Raw genomic sequence first — 12,068 nt, 5'->3', positions numbered from 1 at the left:
ATTGGAAATCAAAGTTCGCCGGCGCATCGTCTTGCGGTGGACGGGCGGGACTGCGACAGGCGCGTTGCGGAGGACCTATGGCGCAGGGCAGTTCGTCGATCAGCGAGATCGGCTCGCGGCTGAAGGCGATCCGGCGCGAGGCCGGACTGACCCTGACGGAGACGTCGGGCCGCACGGGCGTGGCTGTCTCCACCCTCTCGAAGATCGAGAACGGGCAGATCTCACCCTCCTTCGACATTATCCAGCGGATCGCCGACGGGCTGGACATGAGCCTGGAGGACCTGGTCCAGTCGGGCCGCAAGAGTCGGGTCTCGGGCCGCAAGACGGTGACCCGGTCGGGCGAGGGCGCGCGGTTCACCAGCGGCCAATACGACTATATCGCCCATGGGGTCGAGCTGTCGCGCAAGGCGATGGCGCCGCTGGAGATGACGGTGCGGGCGCGCACGCCGGAGGCCTTCGACCATTGGAGCGCGCACCCGGGCGAGGAGTTCGTCTACGTCCTGTCCGGCGAGATCGAGGTCCACACCGACCAGTATGCGCCCTTCCGGCTGGCGACCGGCGAGAGCGCCTATTTCGACAGCGGCATGCGGCACCTGTTCATCTCCACCAGCGCGGACGACGCGCGGATCCTCTCGGTGGCGTTCGACATGAACTGGGGCGCCAGCCAGGTGACCCGCTTCATGCATCCGACCGCCCGCGCGGTGGGAATGGCGCCCGAAGATTAGGCGGGCTGCGCGCACCAGAAAGGCTGCTCGCCGCCAAAATTTTCCGATCGGAAAATTCCGCTGGCCGTGCAGGGCCGGCGCCGGCAGGGTCGCCGGGATGAAGATCACATCCCTCGAGGCCATCCCGTTTCGTCTGCCGCTCCGGCGCGATTTCCGCTGGGCGGGGTTGAAGGAGTCCCTGGGCGGTTTCGTCCTGGTGCGGGTGCGCACGGACGACGGCCTGGTTGGCTATGGCGAGGCGACGCCGCTGCCGGACTGGGGCGGCGACTTCGGCCGTCGCGCCGGCGAGACGATGGCGAGCGTCGTCTCCATGGTCGAGACCGTGCTGCAGCCGCGGCTGCTCGGCCGCGATCCGACCGCGGTGACCGCCGTGCGCCAGGCGATGGACGAGGTCCTGGTCGGCGGCAATTACGCCAAGTGCGCGGTCGACATCGCCGTCCACGACATCTGGGGCAAGGCCGTCGGCTTGCCGCTCTACCGCCTGCTCGGCGGCGCCTGCCGCCAGTCCGTGCCGGTGGCGCACATGATCGGCCTGATGGACGATGCCCAGGCGCTGGCCGAGGCGGTCGGAGCGGCGGAGGACGGGCTGAAGGCCCTGCAGATCAAGGGCGGCGTCGACGCCGACCGCGACGTGCGGCTGGTGCGCGAGCTTCGCAAGACCCTGGGGCCGAACATCAACCTGCGGCTCGACGCCAACCAGGGCTATCGCGAGCCCAAGACCGCGGTCCGCGTCGTCGCCGAGCTGGCCCAGGCGGGCGCCGACTGCGTCGAGCAGCCCACGGTGGGCCTGCGGGCCATGGCCGAGGTCACGGGCTCCACCTTCCTGCCGGTGATCGCCGACGAGTCCTGCTGGGACGTCCACGACGCCCTGGATGTCTGGTCGGCGCGGGGCGCGGATGGCCTGTCCATCTACCTGGCCAAGGCCGGGGGCTTTGTCGGCGCGCGCAAGGTGGCGGCGGTGGCGGAGGCGGGGAACCTGCCCTGCGACGTCAACGGCTCGATCGAGTCGGCTGTCGGCAATGCGGCCAACATCCACTTCGCCCTGGCCTCGCCCGCGGTGACGCTCGCCAGCGTCATCCCGATCAGCGCGCCCGCAGGGGCTCACCCGTACAAGATCGGCGGGGCCTATTTCCTCGACGATATCTGCGCCGAACCCTTCGCGGTGCAGGACGGCGCCCTCTTGCCGCTGGAGGCGCCCGGCCTGGGCGTCACGGTGGACGAGGCCAAGCTCGAACGCCTGAGGTGCGGCTGATGTCCTATCGGATCGCGGCCGACATCGGCGGCACCTTCACCGACGTCGCCTGCCTCACCCCCGAAGGCGTGCTGGTCACCGGCAAGACGCCCTCGACCCCCGACGACTACGCCCGCGGCGTGATCGACGGCCTGACGGCCGTGGCGGCGACCTTGGGCGTCACGGGCGAAGCCTTCAGCGAGGTGCTGCACGCCTCCACCGTCGCCACCAACGCCATCCTCGAAGGCAAGGGCGCGCGCACCGCCCTGATCACCACCCGCGGCTTTCGCGACGTCCTGGAGCTGCGCCGCATTCGCGTGCCGCGTCTCTACGAGCCGCTCTACGTCAAGCCGCCGCCCCTGGTCCCCCGCCGCCGCCGCTTCGAGGTGACCGAGCGCATGGGGCCGAAGGGCGAGGTGATCACCCCGCTGGACGAGGCCCAGGTGGCGGCGCTGGCGGCCGAGCTGGCGGCCTCGGACGTGGAGGCGGTGGCGATCTGTTTCCTGCACGCCTACGCCAACCCGGCGCACGAGGCGGCCGCGGCCCGCATCCTGCGCGACGCCCTGCCCGGGCGGTTCATCTCGGTCTCCTGCGAGGTGCTGCCCGAGATCCGCGAGTACGAGCGGACCTCCACGACGGTCGCCAACGCCTATATCGGCCCGCCGGTGGCCCGCTACCTGCGCTCCCTGCAAGCCCGGCTGGCCGACAGCGGCGTCCGCGGCCGGCTGCTGATGATGCAGTCAAGCGGCGGGACCATCGACGTCGAGCGGCTGATCGCCAAGCCGGCGCTGGCGGTGGAAAGCGGGCCGGCGGCCGGCGTCGTCGGGGCGGCGGCCCTGGCGGGCGTCGCGGGCTTTCGCGACGTCATCACCTTCGACATGGGCGGCACCACGGCCAAGGCCTCGCTGATCGAGGACGGCCGGGTGATCAGCACCGACGAGTACGAGGTCGGCGGCGGCATCTCCCTGTCCAGCCGCCTGGTGAAGGGCGGCGGCTACGCCCTGAAGCTGCCGGTGCTGGATGTCTCGGAAGTGGGCGCCGGCGGCGGCAGCATCGTCTGGCTCGATCCCGCGGGGGGCTTGAAGGTCGGCCCGCAGAGCGCCGGCGCCGCGCCGGGCCCGGTCTGCTACGGCCAGGGCGGGACAAAGCCCACGGTCACCGACGCCAATGTCGTGCTGGGCTACCTCAATCCCCACGCCCTGGCCGGCGGGGCGGTCGCGGTGGATGCGGAGAAGGCGCGCAGCGTCCTGGCGGATCAGGTGGCGGCCCGGCTCGGCTGCGACCTCCTGGAAGCCGCCTATGGCGTGCATCGCCTGGCCAACGCCGCCATGATGCGGGCGGTGAAGGCGGTCTCCACCTATCGGGGCCGCGACCCGCGCGAGTTCGTGCTCTACGCCTTCGGCGGCAACGGCGGCGTGCACGCAGCGGCCCTGGCCCGCGAACTGCAGATGACTACGGTGGTGGCGCCGCCGGCGGCGGGCGTGTTCAGCGCGCTGGGTCTGCTGTTCGCCAACCTGGAGGCCAACGCCTCGGCGGCCCTGCTCAAGCCCTTGGACGAGGTGTCGCCGGCCGAACTGGAGGCGGCGTTTCGCCGGCTGGAATCCAGCGTGCGCCAGGACCTGGCCGAGGCGACGCCGGTGCAGATCAGCTGGCGGGTCGAGGCCCGCTACACCGGCCAGGCCTTCGAACTGCCCGTGGAGGTCGCTGTCGGAAACTTGGACGAAGCCGCGCTGCAGGCGATCGCCGGCGACTTCGCCCGGGAGCATGAGCGCATCTACGGCCACAGCATCCCCGAGGCCGCCGTTCAGCTGGTCACCGTGCGGGTGGTCGGAGCCTCGCCGCCCAAGACCTCGACACGGGTGACGCTGGCCACCGCCGCCGCCCTCCCGCCGTCGGTGCGCTCCGTCTACTTCGGCCAGCCGTACGGCGCCATGGAGACGCCGGTGATCGGCCGGCAGGAGCTGGGCCCGGAGCCTCGCCGGGGGCCGCTGGTGATCGAGGAAGTCGAGGGCACCACCGTCGTGCCGCCCTACGCCTCGGCCCTGCGCGACGCCTTGGACAATATCGTCATCACCCTGCAGCCGGAGGCCGCCGGATGAGCCCCAATCTCGATCCCATCCTGCTGGAGGTGTTCAAGAACGGTTTCGAGACCGTCGCCGACGAGATGGCGCTGATCCTGATGCGGACCGCCTATTCGCCGATCGTCCGGGACTCCATGGACTACTCCACGGCGCTCTGCGATCCGGCCGGCCAGACCCTGGCCCAGGGACTGACCACGCCCATGCACCTGGGCAGCTTCTACGACGCCATGCGCCACCTGATCGGGGAGTACGAGGGGCGGGTGAAGCCGGGCGACGTCTTCATCGCCAACGATCCCTACGCCGCCTCGGGCCAGCACCTGCCCGACATCTACATCATCAAGCCGATCTTCTTCGAAGGCGCGCTGCGCGCCTGGGCCACCACCATCGCCCACCACGCCGACGTCGGCGGCCTGGTGCCGGGATCGAATTCCATCGGGGCGACGGAGATCTATCAGGAAGGGCTGCGCCTGCCCTTCCTCAAGCTGGTCGAAGACGGGGTGGAGAACGCCACGTTACTCGCGATCGTTGGTGTCAACGTCCGCGTCCCCGACAAGGTGCTGGGCGACCTGAAGGCGCAGATGGCGGCCTGCGCCGCCGGCGAGCGGGGAATGCTGGCGCTGCTGAAGCGCTACGGCGCCGCGACCGTGGCGGCCTATGGCGACGCCCTGCAGGACCGCGCCGAGGCCCTGGCCCGCGTCGCCTTCGAGGAGATCCCCGACGGGGTCTACGAATTCACCGACCACATCGACGGCTTCGGCGAGGATCCGCAAGCCATCGTCCTGCAGCTCAAGCTGACCGTCTCTGGAGCCCACGTCACCGCCGACTGGACAGGCACCAGCCCGCAGGTGAAGGGCGGCATCAACGCGCCGCTCTCCTTCTGCAAGTCCAACGTCTATGCGGCCTTGCGCTCGATCATGTCGGCCGAGGTTCCCAACTGCCACGGCTACACCCGGCTGATCGAGGTGATCGCCCCGCCGGGATCGCTGGTCAGCGCGGTGCATCCGGCGCCCTGCGGCGCGCGTGGCGTCACCGGCTACCGGATCGTCGACTGCGTCTTCGGCGCGCTCGCCCAGGCCCTGCCGGACCGGGTGGCGGCGGACGGGGCGGGCGGCTCGACCCTGCCGAGCTTCGGCGGCTGGCAGGGCGGCCAGCCCTTCGTCTTCTCCGAATGCGTGATGGGGACCTGGGGAGCGACCTCCGCCCACGACGGCCAGGAAGGCGTGCCGCACATGGCCTCCAACCAGTCGAACGTGCCGATCGAGATGATCGAGGCCGACTATCCGATCCGCATCGAAGAGTATGGGTTCGCCCCGGACACCGGCGGCGCCGGGCGGTTCCGCGGCGGCCTGGGCGTGCTACGCCAGTACCGCTGCCTGGCGGACGAGGTCTATTTCGGCGTCCGCTCGGACAAGCGGCTGCATCCGCCCCACGGCCTGGACGGCGGGGGGACCGGGGCGCCGGCCAGCAACCTGATCCGCGCCGGCGGCCGCGAGATCGACGTGCCGCCCATGCCCAGCGCGCCGATCACCCTGCAGTCCGGCGACGTCTTCCGTCATGTGATGGCCGGCGGCGGCGGCTTCGGCGATCCGCTGGCGCGCGATCCCGCCCAGGTGTTGGAGGACGTGCACGACGACAAGGTCACCGTCGACCACGCCCGCCAGGTGTACGGCGTGGTGCTGGACGGCTCGCAGGTCGATGCGCAGGCCACGACCGAGCTGCGGCGCGCGCTTCGGACCGGAGCCGCTTGATGAGCCGGATCGTCTCTGACCTGGATCCCTTCTCGCCGGAATTCCGCGCCGATCCTTATGTCCACTACGAGGAGATGCGGGCGCTGGGGCCGGTGATCTGGCTGGAGCGCTACGGCGTCTGGGCCGTCAGCCATTACGACGCGGCGAAGGCCGCGCTCAGCGATCACCAGACTTTCAGCAACGCCGGCGGCGGCGGCCTGGCCAACTATTTCGTCGAGCCGCCGTGGCGCCGGCCGAGCATCATCCTGGAGGTGGATCCGCCCGAGCACGACCGCGCGCGCAACGTCCTCCTGCGGGTCTTCTCGCGCGGGTCGCTGCAGCCGCTGCGGCCGGCGTTCGAGCGCCATGCCGAGTTGCTCGTCGACCAGGCCCTGGCCGCCGGGCGGCTCGACGCCATTCCGGATCTCGTCCAGCCGTTTCCGCTGACGGTGTTCGGCGATGCGGTGGGTCTCGCGCCCGAGGATCGCCACATCCTGCTGCAGTATGGCTCCATGGTGTTCGGCGCGTTCGGGCCGCCGACCGACTGGTACAAGACGCTGATGGCCGACGCCGAGGCGGTGAGCGACTGGATCTGGAACCGCTGCGGCCGCGAGATGCTCGCGCCCCAGGGCTTCGGCGCCGATATCTACGCCCGCGCCGACGCCGGCGACATCACCGAGGAAGAGGCGCGGCTGCTGGTGCGCTCGCTGCTGTCGGCGGGCGTCGACACCACCATCGACTCGATCGGGCTGGCGCTGCGCTGCCTGATGGACCACCCCGACCAGTGGGCCCTGGTGCGGCAGGATCCCAGCCTCGCCCGCGGGGCGTTCGAGGAGGCCACCCGCTACGACTCCTCGAGCCAGAGCCTGATCCGCACGACCCTGCACCCGGTCGAGTTCTTCGGCGCCCAGATGGGCAAGTACGACAAGGTCATGGTCTTCCTGGGCTCGGCTGGCCGCGACCCGCGGTACTGGGAGGCTCCCGACGTCTTCGACGTCCGCCGCCAGCTCGCCGGCCAGATGGGCTATGGCGCCGGCATCCATGGCTGCGTCGCCCAGATGATGGCGCGGCTGGAAGGCCAGGCCTTCTTCGAGGTGCTGGCGAAGAAGGTCGCGACCCTGGAGCCCGCGGGGCGGCCGGAGCTGCGCCTCAACCCCGGCCTGCGGGGGCTCGCCAGCCTGCCGCTGGCGATCCGGTAGGGCGCGCTCATGGCCGTGGTCATCGTCGCCGGCGGCGCGACCGGCATTGGCCGGGCGGTGGTGCAGGCCTTCAGCGCGCAGGGCGACAGCGTCTTCCTGGCCGACGTGCGCGAAGCCGCGGCCCGGGAGACCGCGGCCGGAGCTGGCCCAGGCCCCGTCGAGGTCCTGGTCATCGACCTCGCAGCCCCGGGCGCGGCGGACGCGGTGGTGTCCGCGGCCGTGGCGCGCTTCGGCGCGCTCGACACCCTCTATGCGACCGCCGCCCTGATGCCCGCCGCGCCCCTGGCGGAATGGACCGAGACCATGTGGGACGAGTCCCTGGGGCTGAACCTGAAGATGCCCTTTCTGATGGCCCGGGCCGCGGCGCCCTGGCTGGCGAAGTCGGTCAACCCCAGCATCATCTTCACCGCGTCCACCGGCGCGCTGCGCGGGCACGCCGGCATGCCCGCCTACCATGCGTCGAAGACCGGGCTGCTGGGCCTCGCCCGCAGCCTCGCCGACGAGCTCGGGCCGCAGGGGGTGCGGGTCAACTGCGTGCTGCCGGGATGGATCAAGACGCCGTTCAACGACCCCTACTGGTCCTATCAGCCGGACCCCGAGGCGGCGGAGGCGGCGCTGACGTCCGGCATCCCGCTCCGCCGCCAGGGCAGCCCGGAGGAGGTCGCAGGTCCCGTCCTCTTCCTGGCCTCGCCGGCCGCCCGCTACGTCACCGGCACGAGCCTGGTGATCGACGGCGGCTATACGGCCGTCTGAGCAGGGGGCTGAGATGGAAATCTTCGGCGATCCCTATTCCTCGCGCGCCCGGCCGGTTCTCAGCGGCCTGGAAGGCGCGGTCGCGGCGGCCCATCCGTTAGCTGTGGCGGCGGGACAGGAGCTGCTGCTGGCCGGAGGTTCGGCGGCGGACGCCGCCATCGCCGCCCAGGCGGCGTTGTGCGTGCTGGCGCCGGACGCCTGCGGCCTGGGCGGCGACATGCTGGCCCTGGTGCGCGAGCCGGGGGCCAGAGTTGCGGTCGCCGTCAACGGCGCGGGCTGTTCCCCAGCCGCGATGACGCAGGCTGCGACCGACGGCGCCAATAGCGTCACCGTTCCGGGCCTGGTCGACGCCTGGACGGTGCTCTCCGAACGCTGGGGCCGGCTGCCCCTCGCCAGCTGTTTGGCGCCGGCCATCGGCCTGGCGCGCCAGGGCGTGCGGGTCACGCCGATGCTGGCGGCCACAGTGCGCGCCCAGGCCAAGCGGTTGCTCGCCGGCGGCGCGGCCGACTGGTCGCTGCTGCATGTGCAGCCCGGCGAGCTGTTCCGCCAGGAGGCGCTGGCGCTCTGGCTGGAGGAGATCGGCCGGAGGGGGAGCGGCGCCTTCTACCTCGGCGAGCGGGCCGCGGCGATCGCGGGGGCGGTGCAGCTCCTGGGCGGCGCCCTGTCGGTAGAGGACCTCGCCGCGCACGAGACGGTCGTCGCCGTGCCGCTGACCGCCGACTTCCGCGGCGCCGTCGTCGCCGTTCAGCCGCCGGCGACCCAGGGCGTTCTCCTGACCATGGTGCTGCAGGCGCTGGAGCGGCTGGGTCGCCTGCCGCCGGACAAGACCGATCATGCCGCCATCGAGCTGACCGAGGCGGCGTTCACCTACCGGTCACACGCCGGCGAGGGCGCCGCGCTCATGGCCCTGGACCTGCCGATCGATCTCGAGCGCGCCGGGCGGCGGGGCTCCACACGGGCCTATCTGCATACCGCGGGCGTGGCGACGGCCGACGCCGACGGCATGGTGGTGTCGTCTCTGGTCAGCGTGTTCGACGACTTCGGCTCCTGCGTCTATGTGCCGGAGTGCGGGGTGACCCTGAACAACCGGGCGGGCGGCTTCACCGATGGCGCCAACGCCGCCGGGCCCGGCAAGCGCCCGGTGCACACCCTGGCGCCGGCCATGGTCTTTCTGCGGACCGGCGACGTGCTGGGGCTGGCGACCCCGGGCGCCGACGGACAGGTCCAGACCCTGGTCCAGGTCCTGGCCGCGCTGACGGACGGGGTTTCGCTGGCCACGGCCATCGATCGTCCGCGTTGGCGGAGCCAGGCGGGCGAACTGCTGATCGAGGCCGGCCATCCCCAGGCTGCGATCCTGCAGGGCCTGGGTCATCTGCTGCGGACGCTGGAGCCCGGCGACGTGCGCTTCGGCGCGGTGGTCTGCGCCGGGGTCTCGGCGGGTTCGCCCCTGGCGGCGGCGGACTGGCGCCGCGAAACCTGGGCGGGCGTGGTCTGAGGCGCCCCTAGGATCTGGACCCCATCATCTTCCTTTTTGATCGTCATCGCCGGGCTTGTCCCGGCGACTCATGGACGTCGATGTCGGGGAGGGAAGCTTTGGTGTCGCCGCTGCAAGCCTTGGGAAGCGGTGTTCATGGGTGGTCGGGACAAGCCCGGCCATGATGTTGTTTAATTATTCAACGGCCTGATTGAATATTGAACTGTGGTCGGACTCAATACCTGGATACGCAAGATTAATGGCCTGGCCCGCCTACAAGATCCGGTCATCCGCGAAAGGGGGTAAGCCCTGGGGCGCCTCAGGCGATCGCCGCCGTCCGGCGCTTCCAGACCACAGGCAGGGCGGCGACGCAGATCGCCAGCCCAATTCCCGCCAGCAGCACGAAGCCGGTCCAGCCCTGCAGCCCGAAATAGATCGTCGGCGCGGCGAACGAGAAAATCGACATCGTCTGGCCGATCAGACCCGAGGCGGCGCCGCTCTGCGACGGGCTGCGGATCACCGTCGGCAGTAGCGACATGGCGACGCCGGTGATCCCGCCATAAGCGACCAGCCAGGCGCCCAGGCCGACGATCGCAAAGCCGAAGCTCGAGCCGGGCCAGAAGACGGCGACCTGAGCCGCGACGCCCAGGACGGCGAGGCCGGCGAACAGCCGCGGAATGTTGGGGCTGCGGGCCAGCAGGGCCCCGGTCGCCAGCCCGCAGAGCGCCATGGCTGCGCCCTTCACCACCGCCACCCCGGTGGCGGACTCGCCCATGGCCACGCCGTGGACCTCCGCCAGATAGGCCGGCGCCACCAGGCTGGTCCCATAGGAGAGGCCGCAGGGAATCGCCGCGGTGAGCGCCAGGCGAAGCACCGGCGCCTCGGCGAAGACGGTCGCGAAGCCGCGCAACTGGTCCTTGAGCGAGGTGCGGCCGAGGCTGGGCGGCGACGGCAGCAGCACGGCGGCGGCGACTGCGGCGAGCGCCATCAGCCCGCCGTGGATCAGCAGCGGCGCCATCCAGCGGGACGATCCGGCGAACGGGGCGGCGAGCAGCAGGCCGACGGCAAACCCGGTCGGCGCATAGGTCGACCAGAGCGACATGGCCCGCACCCGGCGTCCTCCCGTCGCCGCGGCGACGAACATCACCGGGGCCGACACGGCGATCCCGGTGTAACCGATCCCGCTCAACAGCAGGCTGAAACTCAGTCCGGGCATGGAGCTGAAGAGGACCGCCGCGACGTCGGCGAGGGCGGCCAGGGCGCAGGACGCCAGGATCACTCGCCTGGGCCCGAACCGGTCGATGATCCCGCCGCAGAGGAGGGCGGCCACGGCCGAGGGCAGGGAGAAGATCGAGAGCGCCAGCCCGACCGCCTTTTTCGTCACGCCGAACGCCGTCGCGAGGTCCAGCGTCAGGGCTGCGACCACCCCCACCGCCGCCATGCTGAGCACGGTGGCCAGGTAGACGACGATGATGGCGGGCCAGCTGATCCGTTGTTCGTCCACGTCTGTCTCCGCATCGGCTGGCATCGGCTCAGATGAGCTGAGCATGGGAAACCTCTCGGTCAACCTAACCGTGATGGCGCGCCTGCGGCGTTGCTGATGGTGGCGGGCGACCGCTCAGATTCGGCAACGCGTGGCCGCCGCGGCGCTCAGAGATGTGCGAGATGTCCGCGTCCCTGGACTGCTTGCGCCGCGGCGGCGGCGCTGAGTTGGACAGGATCATCCAGAAGGTTCTCCGGGGAGGCGCGGCCATGCGGACAGCTTGAGCGCGAACAAATTGAGCGATCGCTGAGAAACGCTCGGTTCGAACGCGCTTGGAGTCTGAATGAAGATTTCCAGGCCATGATTCACGCTCTCACCCCGCCAAAAATCAAAGTGCACGGAAAGCGCGAGGCAAACTGATGAAAGACAATTTTAGGTAATCGGTCTCACGGCCTGGTGAATTTGTTAACGTCGGATCCTATGACAACCTCAATTTGCAGTAAGGCTATTTTCAATGGGCCGGGGATCGACGTCACCGTCGCGTCGTCGTAGCGCTGATCGACCCGACCCGATGTATTGGTTTGGGAGGGGTTGTTTATGTCTATGTTGAGCGACGTCGGCGCCGTTTCGCCCGACGAGAGGTCCTCCACCTTCGCCGAAGGGACGAACGCCCGAGAGGTCGACGTTGGTCGCGTGCAGAGCTTCTGGCGGACCGTGGAGCGGATCCCGGCCGGCGCCGGCGTCTCCGCCGGTCCCGAGAGCCGGCCCCGCCAGATCGTGGTGGTGTCAGGATGGGTCGCCGAGACGCGGATCCTTGCCGACGGCCGGCGCCAGATCTTCGCCTTTCTCTTGTCGGGGGATGTCGCGAGCGTCGGCGGCTCCTCCCACGTCGGCGGCCGCAGCCTCGTGGCCTTGACCAACGTCGAAATCGCCGACGCCGCGGCCCTGGCCACCGGCGACCGGGCGTCCGCCTCGATTACGGATATGATCCGTCAAGACGAGGAGCGGCTCTTCGACCATATCGTGCGGATCGGGCGGCTGACGGCCAAGGAGCGGGTGCTGAACCTTCTGCTCGAACTGCACGACCGGCTCGAGGTGATCGGACTCGTCAAGGCGGGCGCTTTTCGCCTGCCGCTGACTCAAGAGGTGTTCGCAGACGCGCTCGGACTGAGCGTGGTGCACATCAATCGAACCCTGCAACAGCTGCGGCGCGAGGGGCTGCTGACGATCGGCCGTGGCATGGTCACCCTGCACCAGCGTCACAAGCTCGCGGCTCTCGCCTGCTACCAGCCTGACGCCGAGCGGATCCGACTTGATCCTCAGTCGCGCAGGCCCGGCGTCGTCCGGGGCTGATCCAGGCATAAGGACGGCGGTTCGCCCAACCGGGCCACCGCC

The 12,068-nt window shown here is 70.5% G+C and carries 9 protein-coding genes; 8 read left to right on the top strand and 1 reads right to left on the bottom strand.

From position 1 onward, the window contains the following. The first annotated feature begins 77 nt into the window (after positions 1-77). From ACSQ2B_RS12250 to ACSQ2B_RS12220, 7 genes are all read left to right on the top strand, one after another. Positions 78-725 carry a helix-turn-helix domain-containing protein gene (locus tag ACSQ2B_RS12250; protein WP_436050165.1) on the top strand — a complete coding sequence of 216 codons (648 nt, stop codon included), beginning with the start codon at positions 78-80 and terminating at the stop codon, positions 723-725. Positions 726-822: 97 nt separating this feature from the next. After that, complete coding sequence (locus ACSQ2B_RS12245) at positions 823-1,977, top strand: mandelate racemase/muconate lactonizing enzyme family protein (protein ID WP_436050164.1); 1,155 nt, start codon at positions 823-825, stop codon at positions 1,975-1,977. Beyond that, positions 1,977-4,055, top strand: coding sequence for a hydantoinase/oxoprolinase family protein (locus ACSQ2B_RS12240; protein ID WP_436050162.1), 2,079 nt, complete (start codon positions 1,977-1,979; stop codon positions 4,053-4,055). Before ACSQ2B_RS12245 ends, ACSQ2B_RS12240 begins: the two co-directional genes overlap by 1 nt. Continuing rightward, positions 4,052-5,785, top strand: a complete 1,734-nt coding sequence (locus tag ACSQ2B_RS12235; protein ID WP_436050160.1) for a hydantoinase B/oxoprolinase family protein — start codon at positions 4,052-4,054, stop codon at positions 5,783-5,785. Before ACSQ2B_RS12240 ends, ACSQ2B_RS12235 begins: the two co-directional genes overlap by 4 nt. Further along, complete coding sequence (locus ACSQ2B_RS12230) at positions 5,785-6,963, top strand: cytochrome P450 (protein WP_436050159.1); 1,179 nt, start codon at positions 5,785-5,787, stop codon at positions 6,961-6,963. Before ACSQ2B_RS12235 ends, ACSQ2B_RS12230 begins: the two co-directional genes overlap by 1 nt. Positions 6,964-6,972: 9 nt before the next feature. Beyond that, positions 6,973-7,716 (top strand): SDR family NAD(P)-dependent oxidoreductase, encoded by a 744-nt coding sequence (locus tag ACSQ2B_RS12225; protein ID WP_436050157.1) that lies wholly within the window; start codon positions 6,973-6,975, stop codon positions 7,714-7,716. Between the two features lie 13 nt (positions 7,717-7,729). Further along, a complete protein-coding gene (locus ACSQ2B_RS12220; RefSeq protein ID WP_436050156.1) occupies positions 7,730-9,211 on the top strand; it encodes a gamma-glutamyltransferase in 1,482 nt (493 codons plus the stop codon). Between the two features lie 298 nt (positions 9,212-9,509). Here ACSQ2B_RS12220 and ACSQ2B_RS12215 read toward each other — a convergent pair whose 3' ends face one another. Then, positions 9,510-10,694, bottom strand: a complete 1,185-nt coding sequence (locus ACSQ2B_RS12215; RefSeq protein ID WP_436050155.1) for an MFS transporter — start codon at positions 10,692-10,694, stop codon at positions 9,510-9,512. 576 nt (positions 10,695-11,270) lie between these two features. On the opposite strand from ACSQ2B_RS12215, the gene ACSQ2B_RS12210 reads away from it, so the two are divergent. After that, entirely contained in the window at positions 11,271-12,026 is a 756-nt protein-coding gene (locus ACSQ2B_RS12210) for a Crp/Fnr family transcriptional regulator (RefSeq protein ID WP_436050154.1), read from the top strand. Positions 12,027-12,068: the final 42 nt, after the last annotated feature.

The organism is Phenylobacterium sp. LjRoot225, assembly GCF_964252855.1.
Taxonomy (GTDB): Bacteria; Pseudomonadota; Alphaproteobacteria; order Caulobacterales; family Caulobacteraceae; genus Phenylobacterium.
The sequence above is the reverse complement of the archived record's forward strand: the minus strand, read 5'-3'. Positions and strand labels throughout refer to the sequence as shown.

What these genes read in the sequence shown, in the direction of transcription:
- ACSQ2B_RS12240 (WP_436050162.1), top strand. Translation starts at nt 1,977, where the DNA reads ATGTCCTATCGGATCGCGGCCGACATCGGCGGCACCTTCACCGACGTC.
- ACSQ2B_RS12210 (WP_436050154.1), top strand. Translation starts at nt 11,271, where the DNA reads ATGTCTATGTTGAGCGACGTCGGCGCCGTTTCGCCCGACGAGAGGTCC.
- ACSQ2B_RS12230 (WP_436050159.1), top strand. Translation starts at nt 5,785, where the DNA reads ATGAGCCGGATCGTCTCTGACCTGGATCCCTTCTCGCCGGAATTCCGC.
- ACSQ2B_RS12220 (WP_436050156.1), top strand. Translation starts at nt 7,730, where the DNA reads ATGGAAATCTTCGGCGATCCCTATTCCTCGCGCGCCCGGCCGGTTCTC.
- ACSQ2B_RS12225 (WP_436050157.1), top strand. Translation starts at nt 6,973, where the DNA reads ATGGCCGTGGTCATCGTCGCCGGCGGCGCGACCGGCATTGGCCGGGCG.
- ACSQ2B_RS12250 (WP_436050165.1), top strand. Translation starts at nt 78, where the DNA reads ATGGCGCAGGGCAGTTCGTCGATCAGCGAGATCGGCTCGCGGCTGAAG.
- ACSQ2B_RS12235 (WP_436050160.1), top strand. Translation starts at nt 4,052, where the DNA reads ATGAGCCCCAATCTCGATCCCATCCTGCTGGAGGTGTTCAAGAACGGT.
- ACSQ2B_RS12245 (WP_436050164.1), top strand. Translation starts at nt 823, where the DNA reads ATGAAGATCACATCCCTCGAGGCCATCCCGTTTCGTCTGCCGCTCCGG.